The organism is Streptomyces sp. NBC_01320, from assembly GCF_035974375.1.
Classification (GTDB): domain Bacteria; phylum Actinomycetota; class Actinomycetes; order Streptomycetales; family Streptomycetaceae; genus Streptomyces; species Streptomyces yanii.
Window position 1 is genome coordinate 221,104 of sequence record NZ_CP108391.1, and the last position, 16,347, is coordinate 237,450.

Below are 16,347 nucleotides of genomic sequence, written 5' to 3' on the forward strand. Positions count from 1 at the left end.
CCGCGGTCTCTTGGCGTGACCCGACAACACAGGACCAGCCTTGAATTCCGTAGAAACACCGGGAGAACACGACCTGCAACGGTGAGCCGCCGTCCTAGGCCTGGCTGGAGCGGAGGGTGACCGCGCGGCGGAGGGCGTCCCGGCAGGCGAGGATGGCGGGGTGCTGGCTGCGGCCACGGCGTACGACGGTGAAAATGCAGCGTGTGTGCTGGTCGCGGGGGAGCTGCCGCAGAGTGACGGTCGGGCGCTGTCCGCACCAGACGAGGTCGGGAAGGAAGGCGGCGGCGTGTTTCTGCTCGACGAGGCGGACATGGAGCAGGAGGTCGGTGGTCTCGAACCGTACGTCGGGTTCGAAGCCGGCGTTGCGGCACAGGGTCATGGCCCACTGGCGGGCGGGTGTGCCTTCCGGTTCCATCGCCCAGGGATGGTTCGCGAGTGAGCGCAGTGCCGCCATCGGGCTACCAGAGTGCGCGTCGTCCGACGGCTTCGGCAGTGCGAGGTGGAGGGGGTCGTCGAGCAACTCTTCCTCTTCGAGTTCGGCGGGCCGCGGGTTGGGATTGCCGGGGTATTCCTCGGTGAGGACCAGGTCGAAGTCGTGGGCCTGCAGGGCAAGCAGGGCCTTTTCCGGCTCCATGTGTGCGACGTGGACCCGCAGGCGCGGGTGCCGATCACGCAGGAGGTCGAGCGCGGTGGGAACCAGGGCCAGGGCGGCCGTCTGGAACGAGGCGATGCGCAGGGTGCCGGTCAGGTCCGTCAGGGAGGTGGCGATGTCCGCCTCCGCGCGCTCCAAGCGTTCGAGAACGGCTTCGGTGTGGGCGACGAGGATCTCGGCCTGCTCGGTCAGCCGCACCCGCCGCCCGACCGGTTCCAGCAGCCGAACGCCCACTTCGCCTTCCAACTGCGAGAGCTGCTGGGAGACGGAAGACGGGGCGTAGCACAGGGCTGCGGCCACGGCCGCCAGGGTGCCGCGGTGCTTGAGTTCGCGCAGCAGGCGCAGTCGGTGCAGGTCGAACATCGGCAGACCGCTCTCCTCACCGACGCGGAGCGATAGCTAAGTGTCAATCCCCTGATTTCGTAGAGACCTTGTTATGCAACTTGGCCCTGATGGTGGGTGTGGTTGCGTGCTTCTTGGATGGTGTTCTCGAACGTGACGGGCGGCTGCCCGCCGGCGGCGCTGTGGCGCCTCCTCGTGTTGTAGAAGTCGGTGATCCAGGTCGCGGTCTTGATCCTGGCCTCGGCCCGGGTGTCGAAGCGGTGCCGGTGCACGTACTCGACCTTCAGCACAGAGTGGAACGACTCCGCGGCGGCGTTGTCCAGCGCCGACCCCACGCGCCCCATCGACTGCACGACACCCCACCGGCCGCAGAGCTGCTGGAACGCCGCACTGGTGTATTCCGAGCCGCGGTCCGAATGAAAGATCACGCCGTCCACCTCGCCACCCCGGGTGGCGATCGCCATCTGCAGTGCGGCGCTGACCAGGGCGGTGTCGTGCCGGGAACCCATGGCGTAACCGAGTGCCCGGCGGGAGAACGCGTCGTGGACGGAGGCAAGGTAGAGCTTGCCCTCGCCGGTGTCAATCTCGGTCATGTCGCCCCACCACAGCACGTCCGGAGCGATGGCGTCGAACCCGCGTCGCACCAGGTCAGGAGAGGCTTTCCGTTTGCCCTGCCGCGTCAGCGACTTGCGCCGACGCGGCGGCCTGCGGCCCTGGAGGCCGAGCTCGGCCATGATGTCGGCGACGGTGTTCCGCGACACCTGCCAGCCCTCCTCCCACAGATCCAGCGTGATCCTCGGCGAGCCGTACGTCCTGCCCGACCGGTCGAAGAAATACCGGATCCTCTCCGCCAGCTCGGCCCGTCTCACCTCGCGTTTCGTCGGCCGGTCAGGGCGCCGGTGCCACTTGTAGAACCACGCCTCCGACACCCCCAGAGCACGGCACGAGACGCGATACGGAATGTTGCACTCGGTCTTCTGGTCGCTGATCACCCCGACGACAGCCGTCGGGTCCGCCGCAGCTACTTCACCCAGATGACCATGCAGCGTTTGAGGACATCACGCTCCATGACCAGCTCCTTGTTGTCCTTCCGCAGCTGGGCGTTCTCCCGCCGCAACCGGACCAGTTCCTCGCTCTCCACCGCCTGGCCGGCCCCGGCCCCGCCGACCCTGCGGGCCCGCGAGACCCAGCTCGCCAGCGTCGTCTCGTTGATCCCCAAATCCTTCGCGACCTGCCCGACCGGCTTCCCGGTCTCGGTCACGATCCGCACAGCCCCCTCACGGAACTCCGCGTCGAACTTCCGCCTCTTCTCCGCCATGACTCCCAACTTCCCCTGCAGTCACGGTCTCTACGCTACGAGGGAAGACTCAGTCGGGTGTTCATCCAGGACGAGTCGAGCCGTCTGGGGCTGCCCGCGTTCAAGGCGCTGGGTGCGTCCTGGGCGGTCCACCGCACCCTTGCCGAGCGCGCCGCGAGTGGCAAGGAAACGAGTCCGGTCACCCTGGTGACCGCCACCGACGGCAACCACGGCCGGGCGGTGGCCCGCACGGCACGCCTGCTCGGGCAGCACGCCCACGTTTTCGTCCCGCAGGGCGTGCATCCGCAGGCCGTGGCGGCCATTGTCGCAGAGCAGGCGAAGGTCACCGAGGTCGCGGAACCGTACGACGAGGCCGTACGCCTGGCGGCCCAGGCGGCTGCCGCGCCGGACGCGGTCCTGGTCCAGGACACCGCCTGGCTGGGCTATGAGCAGATCCCGGGGTGGATCGTCGAGGGCTACTCCACCCTCTGCGCCGAGATCGACGAGCAGCTGGCGGCTGAAGGGGTCGTCGCAGGACCTGACCTGGTCTCCATCCCGGTGGGTGTGGGGTCACTGGCCCAGGCTGTGGTCACCCATTACCGAAGCCGCCCGTCAGGACGGGCTCCGGCGTTGTTGTCGGTGGAACCGAAGACCGCGGCCTGCGTCCTCGAAAGCCTCACCGTCGGTGAGCCCGTCAGCGTCACCACGGGCGACACAAACATGGCCGGGTTGAACTGCGGCACCCCCTCGAGCATCGCCTGGCCCTACCTGCACAGCGGACTGGACGCCGCTGTCGCCGTCTCCGACGCCGACAGCACCGGCGCGGCCGCTGAACTCGCGGCCCTCGGTGTCTCCTCGGGTCCGTGCGGAGCCGCCACGCTCGCCGGTCTCCGCGCGGTGCTCACCGGCGTGGGCGCCGAAGAACGCCGTACGGCACTGGGACTCGATGCGACCTCGGTGGTCGTGCTGGTGAGCACCGAGGGCCAGGCCGCCAACCCGCACTCCACCGCCGATCACTGAACACGCAACACCCGAAAGACCCCTGCGTTGAACCACCGCACCTTCATCACCCCGCACCAGACCGGCTGGACCACGAGGAGGGCGGCAATGTGCTGCCCCACTTCGCCGCCGCACTCGGTGTCCTCGGCCTGCTGACCATCGTGCCCGGCCCGGACATGGCGCGCTGGTCGACTCCGGGGAGTACGGGGACCTGCGGGCCACCGTCGGCCATCTGATCGTCCACCCGGACCTGACCAACATCGTTCCGCCCCGCGCCGAGATGACCGTGGGCCTGCGCAACCCCGACCAGACGGCCCGGGCTGAGGAAGCCCTCGCCACCACCCTCCTGCGCCTGGCCAACCAGGACTGAGCGCGGTCCCCAGCGCCCCCAGCACACACCAAGACGCCCGAGACAGAGCCCACAGCTGATCCCGGGGAGAGCCAACAGGCGCTCCCCGGGATCAGCATGCCTGCATGCAGGGAGGACACGGGCTCCATCGTTCGGAATTTCCAATGTCTATCACTCAGAAACCTTCGCTGGACCGATCCGAGGCGGCTGGGGCACAGTGCTCGGCAAACACCGCCACCCCGGGTGCCCCGCCCCTGACCTCCCGGTCGCGGCGTCAGACTTCGGAAGGCCCTCATGCTCCCTGAGACTGCCTCGACTCCAGTGTTGCCTGATCCTTTGGACTTGGATCCCGGCCGCCTGCTGGCCCGGCTGATCGCCATCGACTCCGTCAATCCGGACCTCGTACCGGGCGGGGCCGGCGAAGCCGTCATCGCCGACTTCTGCAGCGAATGGCTGGCTGCCCGCGGCTTCGAGGTCCACGCCCTGGAAAAGCGCCCCGGTCGGCCCTCACTCGTCGCGATCGCCCGCGGCACTGGCGGAGGCCGCTCCCTCATGCTCAACGGCCACCTCGACACGGTCAGCCTCGCCGACTACGACGGGGACCCCCTCGACCCGCAGATCCGCGACGGCAGGATGTTCGGCCGCGGCACCTTCGACATGAAGGGTGGCATCGCGGCCATGATGGTCGCCGCGGCCCGCGCCACCGCCCGCGGTCCCCTGCGCGGCGATGTCATCCTCGCCTGCGTCGCAGATGAGGAGCACGGCAGCTCGGGCACCGAGGAGGTGCTGGAGTCGTTCACGGCCGACGCGGCGATCGTCACTGAGCCGAGCCACCTCGAAGTGACCCTCGCCCACAAGGGCTTCGCCTGGTTCGACGTGGAGATCGTGGGCCGCGCGGCCCACGGTTCACGACCGGACCTCGGCATCGACTCGATCGCCAAGGCCGGGCACTTCCTGGTCGCGCTCGAGGAACTGGGACGGCGCCTCGCGCAGGGCCCGGTACACCCCCTCCTGGGCACCGGCACCGTGCACGCCTCCGTCATTCAAGGCGGCGAGGAACCCTCCACCTACCCCGCGCACTGCCGCATCACCCTGGAGCGCCGCACCGTCCCCGGCGAGAGTGCCGACAGCGTCGAGCGCGAACTGACTGACGTCCTCGACTACCTCGCCGCCACGGTCCCCGACTTCCGCTACCGGCTGACCCGCGGCCTGCACCGCGAGCCCTTCGAGGCTGACCCCAAGGCACTCATCGTGCGCACCCTGACCCGCCACGCCGAGCGGGCCCTCGGCCACCCGCCCGTGGTGCGCGCCGAGCCCTTCTGGACCGACTGCGCCCTCCTGGACCGCGCGGGCATCCCCTGCCTGCTTTTCGGCGCCGACGGCGCGGGCGCCCACGCGGCCACCGAGTACGTCGACCTCGCCTCGCTGGACCGCCTCACCGACATCCTCACCGACACCATCGCCGACTTCTGTTTCTGAGCCCTCGGCCGGACCCGCCCCGGGCCCTGTACGGAACGAAAGGTGCATCACCATGACCACCCAGGTAGACCAGCGGCACGGCGACGGCCTGGCCGCCGACAGCACGCCCGACGAGGGCTACCAGCGCGGCCTCACCGCCCGCCAAGTCCAGATGATGGCCATCGGCGGCGCCATCGGCGTCGGCCTCTTCTACGGATCCGGCGCCGGCATCGCCCGGATCGGGCCGAGCCTGATCGCCTGCTACGCCGGGGCCGGAGTCATCGTCTTCTTGATCATGCGGGCCCTGGGCGAACTGCTCACCTACCGTCCCACCTCCGGCAGCTTCGCCGACTACGCCCGCGAGTTCCTCGGCCCCTTCGCGGGCTTCGTCACTGGCTGGTCGTACTGGGCTGTGTGGGTCTCCGCCTGCATGGCCGAAGTGACCGCAGCCGGCCACTACATCGCCTACTGGTGGCCCTCGGTACCGGTGTGGGCCACGGCCGCGACCGCCCTCGCCGTCCTCTTCATTGCCAACCTCGTCTCCGTCAAGGTCTTTGGCGAGCTGGAGTTCTGGTTCTCCACAATCAAGGTGGTCGCCATCATCGCGATGCTCGTCATCGGCGTCGGCGTCCTCACCTTCGGGTTCTCCTCCGTCGGGGACACCGCCTCCGTCACCCACCTGTGGGCCGACGGCGGCTTCGCACCCAACGGCGCCTGGCAGTCCCTGCTCGCCATGCAAGGCGTCGTCTTCGCCTACCTCGGCGTCGAACTCGTCGGCGTCACCGCCGGCGAGGCCGAAAACCCCAAGCAGACCCTCCGCAAGGCGATCAACACCCTCCCTGTCCGCATCGCGATCTTCTATGTCGGCGCACTCGTCGTCGTCCTGTCCGTCCAGTCCTGGACCGAATACGCCCCCGGCGTCAGCCCGTTCGTCCAGGTTTTCGCCAAGGTCGGCATACCCGGCGCCGCCGGAATCATGAACTTCGTCGTCCTGACCGCCGCCCTGTCTTCCTGCAACTCCGGCATCTACTCCACGGGCCGGATGCTCCGCGGCCTGGCTGTCAACGGCGAAGCCCCCGACGTCGTGAAGAGGCTCAACGGCCGCCGACTCCCGCTCGCCGCCCTGACACTGTCCACACTGGTCATGGGCATCGGCGTCGTCGTCAACATCGTCTCCCCGGACAAGGCGTTCGTGTACATCACGGCCGTCGGCACCTGTGCCGGCCTGTGGACCTGGACGGTGATCCTCGCCGCACACCTGCGCTACCACGGCAAGGTCCGCGCCGGCCTCCTGCCCGCCACCGACTTCCGGATGCCCGGCGCTCCCGTCACCAACTGGATCGCCATTGCCGCTCTCCTCTCCGTCCTGATCCTCATCGGGATGGACGCCGACACCCGCATGGCGCTGTACGTCTGGGCCAGCTGGTTCGCCCTGCTCGGCGCTGGCTACCTCACCCTCACCCGAAAGGCACGAGGATGAGCACCGTGGAGAAGAACCTCCAAGCCCTGGGCCTGTCCCTGCCCCAGGTCGCGGCCCCGCTCGCCGCATACGTCCCCGCCGTCCAGGCTGGCTCCTTCATACACACCTCCGGCCAGCTCCCCCTCGTCGACGGCTCACTGCCACTCACCGGCAAGGTCGGCGCCGACGTCACCCCAGAGCAGGCCAAGGAACTTGCCCGTACCTGCGTCCTGAACGCTCTGGCCGCCGTGAAGCAGATCGCTGGTGACCTCGATCGCATCGCCCGCGTCGTCAAGGTCGTCGGATACGTCGCCTCCGCGCCCGACTTCATCGGCCAACCCGGCGTCATCAACGGTGCCAGCGAACTGCTCGGCGAAGTCCTGGCGGACCGGGGCGTCCACGCCCGCAGCGCGGTCGGCGTCGCGGTCCTCCCGCTCAACGCTCCAGTTGAGGTCGAGATTCAGGTTGAGCTGTCCGGCTGAGAAGACGGGCCGCCCTAGAGGAAGCCTGATCGTCGACTCAGGGTGTGCGAGGGTGCGGGGGAGGGGGCAACCCGCGGCACCCTTAACCGCGGACGGTGCGGACAACGGAGAGCATCAAACCCTGTCGATAACTGGTGGTCCTGGCATCCACCTCCTTCGGCTGGTGGTGGCAACCGGTCAAGGGACAGACCGGCGTCATCGACTGGTCCTCGGCACCGCGTTCGACAAGGGCCCCGTGCCGTTTGCGCTCGCCGTGGTCGGCGGCATCGTCATCGGCATGCTCCTGAGCCCCACCTTGATGGCCATGGTGGTCACCTTCGGCTTCGCCAGCCAAGTCCTTCGCCGTGCACGCACTACGAATACCACTCGCATCGCGCCTGCCAGAAAGCACCGTCTCGTCGCTGCGGGCTAGGTGTGTTCCCTGCGCCACATCCCGGAAACGAGAAACCCTTGTTCGCTCCCACCGCAGCACAACGCCCTGGTATTCGCGCCGTCGCCCGGCCTGCACTGCCTGCCTCCGCTCCCGCTTCTGCGAAGTGCCTCCCCCGGTCGTTCATCCCCAAGCAGCGTGATTACGCCTCCTTGACGCCTCCGCGGCGGAAGCGGCGCCCGGCCTCGGCAGGACCGCCGGCGCAAGAGCCGCCCGGAGCACCGAATTCGGCCCCGACACCGGCAAGGCACACCGCCCTGCTCGAGCAGGTCTACAAAGACCACTCCCATTACCTCAGGTGTTTGGTGCGCTCACGGGCCGGCGGCGACTGGGAACTGGCGGAAGACATCGTCCAAGAGACGATGCTGCGCGCCTGGCGCTACGCCGAGAAGCTTGACGGCGCTCCTGAATTTACCCGGGCCTGGCTGACGACCGTCGCCAAAAACCTGCTCATCGACTCCCATCGACGCCGCCAGACCCGACCACAGGAGGTTGCCTACAAGCCATTTTTGGAACATGGCACGCGCCTCACTCACGACAAGTACGCCGACATCCTGGCCTCCATGACCGTGGAGAGAGTTCTGCCGAGGCTCAGACCCGAGCACCGCGAAGCGGTTCGCTTGATCTACTTGTCGGAGCGTTCCGTCGAGGAGGCAGCCAACCAACTCGGCATCCCTTCGGGCACGGTCAGGTCACGTCTGTTTTACGCGCTGCGGTTGATGCGGCAGATCCTGGAGCGGGCAGACGCCCGTGCCGACAGAGTGCGCTGACCATCCTGGACTCGCTGGCGGCGGCCGTGTCCGACGCAGGAGAGCGGGCCCAGGCGGAGCGCCTCGGTCGTCGAGCCGTGAATTCCTAGGCGTCGAATCGCCTGGAAGCCATCGAAGCCACGCCGTAACTGCGTTCACGAGCTCCTTCGACAGAGCCGAAACCATCAGTCACCAGGAATGATCAGGAGATTCCATGTCCATGCGACGTCAGCGCAGAGAACGGAGGGTGGGCGAGAGCCTGGGGGTAGGGGCGGCACCCGCGGCGCACCAGCATGACGGGCATCTGCCTGTGCTCCCTGCCCGACCGGGCATCTTCATCAGCGACCGCGTGTCTCTGGGGGAGAATCTGCAAGCGCTCGATCGGTTCCGGGCCGGTTGCGGCCGCACGATCGTGGTGCAGCCATGAGTCGCGGAGACATCCTCGTGGTCGGCGAGGCGCTTGTCGACCTCGTGCCGGTGCTGGGGCAGGCGGTCGGCGAGCCCGCCTTGTTGCACGTGCAGCCCGGCGGCGGGCCGGCCAACGTGGCCGTCGGATTGGGCCGCCTGGGGATGTCGCCGACGCTCGCCGGAGGGCTTGGTGAAGACGCCTTTGCCCGGATGCTCGAGGAACGACTCGACTCGGCTGGTGTCGACCTTTCGTTCTGCGTCCGTTCGGGCCTTCCCACGGCGCTGGCGGTCGTCGACTCGGATGGGGCCGGTGCCAGCTACAACTTCCACTTCAAGGAAACCGCTAGCTTCCAGCTGCCAGACCTGAGGCCGAAGCTAAGCCGTTTCGAAGCGGTATATGTGGGCGGTCTCGCCTCCGTCGTCGACCCAGCCGCGCGTGTCGTCGCGGCTACGGCTCGTGCAGCGGCCCGGACATCGCTGCTCGTGGTGGACCCGAACGTGCGTGAGTTCCGCATGCTGGAACCGGTGGTGTGCCGAGGACTCCTGCGGGGGCTGGTATCCCTGGCCCACGTCGTCAAGGCCAGTGACGAGGACTTGGTCCGCCTTTGGCCCGGAAGGGAGCCGGAGGCCATCGCCCGGACACTTGCCCGGGCCGGGCGCCTGATCGTCATGACTCGCGGGGCTCAGGGCAGTACGGCTTTCACAGCAGGCGCCGAGCCGTTCTCCGTCGGTGCGGCTCCGATGGATGCCGTCAACACCATCGGGGCTGGGAACGCCTTCACGGCAGGGATGCTGTCGTGGCTTGGCTCCACGGGCATCAGGCTAGGCCGGTCGGCGGCGGTACTCACTGCTCGCGAGGCTGAGGCCATGCTGAGCTTCGCCTCCGAGGCGGCCGCCTCCATGTGCGGACAGGTCGGCGCGGAACCTTCAGGGTCGGCCCGCACCTGACGCCGCTCTCACATGCAGAAGGAACGCTCTCGCCAGTTGTCAACGGCGGAAGAACGCCGCGAGACAGTGCTGCGTACCGGCTATTAGGGCATTCGGGTTGGAAGTGGCTCAGTGGGGCCAAGTCACTGGTTAGAGACGGTATCTCGGGTGGTCTGGGGCGACGGTTCGAAAACGTAAGGATGCCAGGTTTCAGACCCAGAAAGGTCCACTGCTGTACGCGCGGCCACCGTGCAGAGTGAATGCGGCAACGTGCGCGGGGCGGTGTGAGCGGACGCTATTCTGCGCAGGAATCATCAACGCAACCCCAAAGGACGGCATGGACTACCCGGAATTCCTGCGCACGGCGATGGTCGCGGGTCGCCGCGAGGCGGGAAAGGGGCATGTCGCCGATTACATCCCAGCATTGGCAGGGGCGGTCCCGGATGCCTTCGGGATGGCGCTGGCCACGGTCGACGGTGAGCTCCACGGCGTGGGGAACTGGAAGGAGCCCTTTTCCATCCAGAGCATCTCAAAGCTGTTCTCCCTGGCACTGGTCCTGGCCGAGGGCGGGGACGCGCTTTGGACCCGTGTCGGGCGAGAACCCTCCGGGACGCCTTTCAACTCACTTGTGCAGCTGGAGGCCGAGCGCGGCATCCCGCGCAATCCGTTCATCAACGCTGGCGCCGTCGTCGTCACCGACCGGCTGCAGACGCTGACCGGGGCCGCGTCCCGGAGCGTCGTCGGCTTCCTCCGAGCGGAGTCCGGAAATCCCGGGATCAGCATCGATCCGACGGTCGCCGCGTCCGAGGCTGCCCATGGCCACCGGAACGCAGCCCTGGCCCACTTCATCGCCAGCCACGGCAATCTGGACAACACTGTCGCCGTCGTGCTCGAGGAGTACTTCGCTCACTGTTCCATCAGCGCCAGCTGTCGCGACCTGGCCCTCGCGGGCCGCTTCCTCGCGAGTCACGGGGTGCGGGCCGACGGAACGCGGATGCTCAGCAGCACCGAGGCCAAGCGTGTCAACGCGGTCCTGCTGACCTGCGGGACCTACGACGCCGCTGGGGAGTTCGCCTACCGGGTCGGTCTGCCTGCCAAGAGCGGCGTCGGGGGTGGGGTGCTCGCGATACTGCCGGGCCGGGCGGCGCTGTGCGCCTGGAGTCCTGCCCTGGACCGGGCTGGTAACTCCGTAGGCGCAGTGGCGGCGATCGAGGCATTCACGACCGCCACCGGGCTCTCTGTATTCTGAGACGCTGGCGGAGCGGCATCCCAAGGCTACGTGCTAACCGCCGAACAGGACCAGCCGGAACCGCTCGCGGCGACCGGGTCGGTGGTCGGCATCGGCCTGGGCATCGCGCATTTCCTCGCCGACTCGGGCGGCGGGTTTGTGCCTGACCTCCAGTACGGGCGCAGGGCCGCCGCAAGGCTTCAGGCTGCGCAGCAGGCGCCTCCCGGTTTCCGCGCTGCAACGCGAAGAGCCGCACGGCCAACCCCACCAATGGGCGGTGGAGGTCGCGGCCTTGTACGGCAGGGTGCGGGGGCAGCGGCTCGATTGCGGCTGGTGCGTCGCAACGCCAACCAGGCGTAGCGAGAAGCCACCTCCATCAGGGCGGGGAGGAGTCACGCGCTGGGAGCGACGACTCGAACTTCACAACGCCTTCCCGGCTCGTTGGCCTGCAGCTTCATCTGCTGGAGGAGGTGCTCAAGAAGGCCCATTCGTGATTGTGTTGCGAGCTATTTTCTTGATGCAGTGGCTTCGTTCACCACTCGCAGCAGCAGTTGTCCACGGCTGCGGGAGGCACTCGCAGAGCGGCGAGGTCGATGTTCACCAGTCCGGGCAGCAGCCCGGAGAGAGGGCTGGGAAGTCGGCGACGGCGTGGCCACCACCGACCTCCCGTTGCCGTAGCCAGCGCATTTGTGCCTGAGTCACTGGGAGCTGCAGACGCTCAGCTGGCGGTCGCATTTTGCCGGGCGCCGGCGCTGCTGTCCGTCGTCGTGAACATCCGCAGCGTGTCGGCAGTGGTAGTGCCTCCCGAACTGCTGTCTAAACGCTGCTCCCTGTCGCGTACAAAGCCAATGCAGGTTGGCTGAACCGAAGTGAGTCCTTTCGCGTGGACATGGAGGAGAGCATTCGTGTCGGGTGGGCTGCGGCTACCCGACACGCGCTTTCCGCATGGGATAGAAGCCTGACGTTCCCTCCGGCGCCACCCCTGACGACGCCGATCCGAAGGCTGCCTCCCCCTCCACGGAGGAGGGGGCGTCCCCGGCCGGGGACGTGAACCAGACCGCCGGTCTGACGGCACAGCTGGACCAGGCACGCAGTGCGCTCACCGAGCGCACCGGCGACCTCCAGCGGCTCCAGGCCGAGTACCAGAACTACCGCCGCCGCGTGGAGCGGGACCGGGTCACGGTCAAGGAGATCGCTGTTGCGGGTCTCCTGAGCGAGCTCCTGCCCGTGCTCGACGACGTCGGCCGCGCCAGGGAACACGGCGAGCTCGTGGGCGGGTTCAAGTCGGTGGCCGAATCGCTGGAGACGGTCGTCGCCAAGCTGGGCCTGCAGCAGTTCGGCAAGGAGGGCGAGCCCTTCGACCCGACGATCCACGAAGCCCTGATGCACTCGTACGCGCCGGACGTCACCGAGACGACCTGCGTGGCGATCCTGCAGCCGGGGTATCGCATCGGCGAGCGCACCATCCGCCCCGCGCGGGTGGCAGTGGCCGAGCCGCAGCCGGGCGCGAGCCCCGCGGCGGCCAAAGAGGAGAAGACAGACGACGAGGAGAGCGGTGGCACCGAGGAGGTCTGACATTTCGTCCGACCACCGCGGGGCCCACCGCCCGGTTCGGCGACCGGCCTGCGGGCCGGTCGCCCGGCCGATCGTCCGGAAGGAGGGACGTCGATGAGCACGAAGGACTTCGTCGAGAAGGACTACTACAAGGTCCTCGGCGTCCCCAAGGACGCCACCGAAGCCGAGATCAAGAAGTCGTACCGGAAGCTCGCCCGCGAGTTCCACCCGGACGCGAACAAGGGCGACAACAAGGCGGAGGAGCGCTTCAAGGAGATCTCCGAGGCCAATGACATCCTCGGTGACGCCAAGAAGCGCAAGGAGTACGACGAGGCACGCGCCCTCTTCGGCAACGGCGGCTTCCGGGCCGGTCCCGGAGGCGCGGGAGGCAACTTCAACTTCGACCTGGGCGACCTCTTCGGAGGCACCCAGGGCGGGGGAGCCGGCTTCGATGACGTCCTGGGGGACCGGTTCAACCGCGGCGCTGCCGCGGGAACCCGTACCCACCCGTGGCGCGGCCAGGACATCGAGTCCGAGGTGACGCTCAGCTTCACCGAGGCGGTCGACGGGGCCACGGTCCCGCTGCGGATGTCCAGCCAGGCGCCCAGCAAGGCGTGTTCGGGCACCGGCGACAAGAACGGCACCCCGAGGGTCTGCCCGACCTGCGTCGGCACCGGTCAAGTGGCTCAGGGGTCGGGTGGCGACTTCTCACTCACCGACCTGTGCCCCGACTGCGAGGGCCGCGGCCTGCTCTCCGAGCATCCTTGCATGGAGTGCAAAGCCAGCAGCCGAGCCATATCGTCCCGCACGATGCGGGTCCGCATCCCAGCAGGTGTTACCGACGGGCAGCGCATCCGGCTACGCGGCAAGGGCGCCCCCGGCGGGCGGGGCGGCCCTACAGGCGACCTGTATGTCGTCGTGCACGTTGGCGAGCACCGGGTGTTCGGCCGCAAGGACGACAACCTCATGGTGACCGTCCCGGTGACGTTCACCGAGGCAGCCCTCGGCAGTGAGATCCGGGTCCCGGCCCTCGGCGGCCCCGCCGTCACCCTGAAGCTGCCGCCCGGCACACCAAACGGCTGCATCATGCGGGCGCGGGGCAAGGGCGCGGTCGGCAAGAACGGCATCCGTGGCGATCTCCTGATCACCGTTGAGGTGAGTGTCCCCAGGGACCTGTCGGGTAAGGCTCGTGACGCACTGGAGGCGTATCGGGAGGCGACCGCCAGCGAGGATCCGCGGGCGGAACTGTTCCAGAGTTTGAAGTGAGCATGAGTCACATGGACGGCCGACGACGCAACCCGTATGAACTGACCGAGGATACCCCGGTCTACGTCATCTCGATGGCGGCCCAGCTCTCGGGCCTTCATCCGCAGACACTGCGCCAGTACGACCGCCTCGGTCTGGTCTCCCCGGACCGCACGGCCGGCCGCGGCCGCCGCTACTCGGCACGCGACATCGAACTGCTCCGCCAGGTGCAGCAACTGTCGCAGGAAGAGGGTAACCTCGCCGGCATCAAGCGCATCATCGAGCTGGAGAACCAGGTCGCCGCTCGCCAGTCCCAGGGCGCCGAACTCCAGGCGGCCCTCGACTGCGCGGCGGCGACGATGCAGCAGCGCGAGGCGCAGGTGCATGCGTCGTACCGACGTGATCTGGTGCCGTATCAGGATGTGCAGCAGACCAGCGCGCTCGTGCTGTGGCGGCCGATGCGGAACGCCTGACCCGCCCGGTATCTAACAGAACCGCGTCAGCCCAAGACCGGCACCCACTGGCGCCGCCTCAACGACCATGACGTTCCCACAACCGTCGGCCGTGACAAAAGGGCGCCGTTAGTTCCCGTAAGCCACCCACCACATCTCTGACCTTACGGCCGGACACCTGCCACCAACGCCGCCCATTCGACCTCAGAACCCTCGTTCCCACCCCGCCAACCCACCGCCAGAACTTACTCCCACACACCACACCTTCAGCTCAGTAAGAAGCTGTGTCTCAACCGATCTTGGAACGTGCAGGTTTAACAAGTTTCCCGCGTGGGTGATTTACGGCCGGTCGGCGCATGAAGACAGGGCCTCTCGGTAGCTCGGGGGTGCGATCCCATCCGAGTGCCGGGAGGCCCTGCCGTTGTACGTGCCCACGCCTGCCCAGTTCAAGTCGCCCGTCGTGTCGTGCGATTGTCTCGCGCACGTGTACGGGAACGCGGCTGATTATCCGGATCGGGTACACCGCTATCCCTCGGATATGACAGACGCGGAGTGGGCGGTGGTGCGCCCCGATGTTGCCGGTGCGCGCCTGGCTGGAGGGGAAGGGCGGGCAGCCCGAGGCCTACTGCCACCGTCAGATGCTTGACGCGATCCGTTACCTGGTCGCGGGCGGGATCTTCTGGCGTGCGATGCGCTCGGACTTCCCCGCCTGGGACCGGGTTATGCCTTTTTCCGTCGGGGGCGTGAGACCGGGCTGGTTGCCGAATTCCACGACCGGTTGCGTGGACGGGTCAGGGAGCGCGAGGGCCGGGAGGCGGAACCTTCGGCGGGGATCACCGACGCGCTGTCGGTGCGGGCCTCCGCGTCCGTGCCGGCTGCCTCAAGCGGGTACGACGGCGAAAGACTGTTGCCGGGCCGCAAGCGGCACATCGTGACCGACATGCTCGGCCTGCTGCTGGTCGTCGCGGTGACGGCCGCGAACGTGGGAGTCCGGGATGCGGCCGGGCCCCTGCTTCAGCGGCTGCGCATGCTTCACCGGGAGATCGCCCTCGTCTGGGCCGGCGGCTTACACCGGCGACCCTGTCCACTGGTGCCTCAGAATCTCTCACCCACCCTGGAGGTCGTCAAACGCACCGACACCATGGAAGGGTTCGTGCTGCCCCGCCGTTGGGTGGTGGAGCGCACGTTGTGCGCCATGAGGAGCTGTTTTTATCCCCGGTTCAGCCGGGATGGCTTACCTGGATCCGAAAGGTGAAGGGGACATCAGCATGTCAGGAAACCAGCGATCGAGCTCAGTTGTCGGAGACGGCGCGCTGGGAGGCTCGCGCCATGGCGACGACTGGATTGTTTGAAGCCCCCAGCAGATGCAAGTTCTCATCCGCCGGAAGGACAGCTGAAACCGGCGCCGCACCCTGCACGGGGTTCGATGGTGCCCCTGTGCACCTCCGGGGTGCGGAGTGATGCCCAGCGAGGGCATTCAAGGAGATGAGTGGGACGCCTAACTCGCGCTAGAACGTACAGCAGAGACGAACGTGGGATCGCCTACGGGACGCGAGTCATTTTGCGACGGAGACCCCCGTAGTGGTCGCCGGAGTCACGACCGGCCAGGGAGGAAGGGAAAGCCGTCCATATCGGGCGAAAGGTGCCAGGTGACTCGGGCACTTCAGACCCGGGAGGGCCCTTGCCGGGCGTCTGATGGTCGTGACCCGGGGGGCTCAGGGCAGTACGGCGTCACGCCGCACGCTGAGGCGGTGTCCGCCCCGGCGGTCCCCGTGAGGTCGTCGACGCCATCGGAGCCGGGATGTCTTCATGGCGGGGCTGCTCGGTTGGCTGGACACCACAGGAACCCGGTTGGGCCGGACTGCGGCAGCGCTCGACCCCTGCGAGGCCGAGGCCGTGCTGAAGTTCGCTTCCGAAGCGGCCGCCTCCGTGTGCGCGCAGTCCGGCACGGCCTGCTCGGCGCCGCACCGAACCTGACTTTCGCGTTTGGCTCCCACCAGGTTGGCTGTCGGTCGTCATTCGGCATCGCCCTTCTTGCGCGCAATCAACGCTTCGGCCTGGGCTAGCGTGCGGACGCCGTCCAGGTCGGAGCCAAATCTGATGCAGTGCGCCTGCTCCAGCATCAGGGCGAACTCCACGCGGTCCAGCGAGTCCATGCCCAGGTCGTCCAGGGTCGCATCCGGCGTGAGCTGCTCCTCGGCGGCATGGAACCGCTGCCTTAAAATCTGTCGCATTCCATCAAAAATGTCGCTCATGGGAGGCTCCATGTAGTAGGTCGGGTCGCATTGATCGCATAGAGCTACACGCATGAGACGG

General features: G+C 67.8%; 16 protein-coding genes and 2 pseudogenes. 14 read left to right on the forward strand and 4 right to left on the reverse strand.

Annotated elements, in window-relative coordinates; translation table 11 throughout:
* Positions 1-94: 94 nt before the first annotated feature.
* From OG395_RS56480 to OG395_RS56490, 3 genes are all read right to left on the reverse strand, one after another.
* Complete coding sequence (locus OG395_RS56480) at positions 95-1,015, reverse strand: LysR substrate-binding domain-containing protein (protein ID WP_327249961.1); 921 nt, start codon at positions 1,013-1,015, stop codon at positions 95-97.
* A 71-nt stretch (positions 1,016-1,086) separates the two neighbouring features.
* Positions 1,087-1,986 (reverse strand): IS3 family transposase, encoded by a 900-nt coding sequence (locus tag OG395_RS56485; protein ID WP_327249962.1) that lies wholly within the window; start codon positions 1,984-1,986, stop codon positions 1,087-1,089.
* Between the two features lie 29 nt (positions 1,987-2,015).
* A complete protein-coding gene (locus OG395_RS56490; RefSeq protein WP_327249963.1) occupies positions 2,016-2,312 on the reverse strand; it encodes a transposase in 297 nt (98 codons plus the stop codon).
* A 15-nt stretch (positions 2,313-2,327) separates the two neighbouring features.
* Here OG395_RS56490 and OG395_RS56495 point away from each other — a divergent pair, with 15 nt between their 5' ends.
* The 14 genes and pseudogenes from OG395_RS56495 to OG395_RS56560 all read left to right on the forward strand — a co-directional run bounded on the left by OG395_RS56495 (position 2,328) and on the right by OG395_RS56560 (position 15,286).
* Positions 2,328-3,311, forward strand: a complete 984-nt coding sequence (locus OG395_RS56495) for a pyridoxal-phosphate dependent enzyme (protein WP_327250156.1) — start codon at positions 2,328-2,330, stop codon at positions 3,309-3,311.
* Positions 3,312-3,400: 89 nt separating this feature from the next.
* Positions 3,401-3,526 carry a hypothetical protein gene (locus OG395_RS56500; protein ID WP_327249964.1) on the forward strand — a complete coding sequence of 42 codons (126 nt, stop codon included), beginning with the start codon at positions 3,401-3,403 and terminating at the stop codon, positions 3,524-3,526.
* Positions 3,527-3,933: 407 nt separating this feature from the next.
* Positions 3,934-5,118, forward strand: coding sequence for an ArgE/DapE family deacylase (locus OG395_RS56505; protein ID WP_327249965.1), 1,185 nt, complete (start codon positions 3,934-3,936; stop codon positions 5,116-5,118).
* Between the two features lie 52 nt (positions 5,119-5,170).
* Entirely contained in the window at positions 5,171-6,577 is a 1,407-nt protein-coding gene (locus OG395_RS56510) for an amino acid permease (protein WP_327249966.1), read from the forward strand.
* Positions 6,574-7,038, forward strand: coding sequence for a RidA family protein (locus OG395_RS56515; protein ID WP_327249967.1), 465 nt, complete (start codon positions 6,574-6,576; stop codon positions 7,036-7,038). The genes OG395_RS56510 and OG395_RS56515 overlap by 4 nt, the downstream gene beginning before the upstream one ends.
* Positions 7,039-7,201: 163 nt before the next feature.
* Entirely contained in the window at positions 7,202-7,450 is a 249-nt protein-coding gene (locus OG395_RS56520) for a hypothetical protein (protein ID WP_327249968.1), read from the forward strand.
* 2 nt (positions 7,451-7,452) lie between these two features.
* Positions 7,453-8,238, forward strand: a complete 786-nt coding sequence (locus OG395_RS56525) for a sigma-70 family RNA polymerase sigma factor (protein WP_327249969.1) — start codon at positions 7,453-7,455, stop codon at positions 8,236-8,238.
* Positions 8,239-8,640: 402 nt separating this feature from the next.
* Positions 8,641-9,573 (forward strand): PfkB family carbohydrate kinase, encoded by a 933-nt coding sequence (locus OG395_RS56530; protein ID WP_327249970.1) that lies wholly within the window; start codon positions 8,641-8,643, stop codon positions 9,571-9,573.
* Between the two features lie 316 nt (positions 9,574-9,889).
* Positions 9,890-10,801, forward strand: coding sequence for a glutaminase (locus tag OG395_RS56535; protein WP_327249971.1), 912 nt, complete (start codon positions 9,890-9,892; stop codon positions 10,799-10,801).
* Between the two features lie 933 nt (positions 10,802-11,734).
* A pseudogene (gene grpE, locus OG395_RS56540) lies at positions 11,735-12,355 on the forward strand (nucleotide exchange factor GrpE); the annotation flags it as partial.
* A 93-nt stretch (positions 12,356-12,448) separates the two neighbouring features.
* Positions 12,449-13,600 carry a molecular chaperone DnaJ gene (gene dnaJ / locus OG395_RS56545; RefSeq protein WP_327249972.1) on the forward strand — a complete coding sequence of 384 codons (1,152 nt, stop codon included), beginning with the start codon at positions 12,449-12,451 and terminating at the stop codon, positions 13,598-13,600.
* Positions 13,601-13,611: 11 nt separating this feature from the next.
* Positions 13,612-14,052 carry a heat shock protein transcriptional repressor HspR gene (locus tag OG395_RS56550; RefSeq protein ID WP_327250157.1) on the forward strand — a complete coding sequence of 147 codons (441 nt, stop codon included), beginning with the start codon at positions 13,612-13,614 and terminating at the stop codon, positions 14,050-14,052.
* 551 nt (positions 14,053-14,603) lie between these two features.
* Positions 14,604-14,693: pseudogene (locus OG395_RS59005) on the forward strand (IS5 family transposase); the annotation flags it as partial.
* Between the two features lie 116 nt (positions 14,694-14,809).
* Positions 14,810-15,286 (forward strand): transposase, encoded by a 477-nt coding sequence (locus OG395_RS56560; protein ID WP_442818822.1) that lies wholly within the window; start codon positions 14,810-14,812, stop codon positions 15,284-15,286.
* A 760-nt stretch (positions 15,287-16,046) separates the two neighbouring features.
* On the opposite strand, the gene OG395_RS56565 is transcribed toward OG395_RS56560, so the two are convergent.
* Positions 16,047-16,286 (reverse strand): acyl carrier protein, encoded by a 240-nt coding sequence (locus OG395_RS56565; protein WP_327249974.1) that lies wholly within the window; start codon positions 16,284-16,286, stop codon positions 16,047-16,049.
* Between the last annotated feature and the right edge of the window lie 61 nt (positions 16,287-16,347).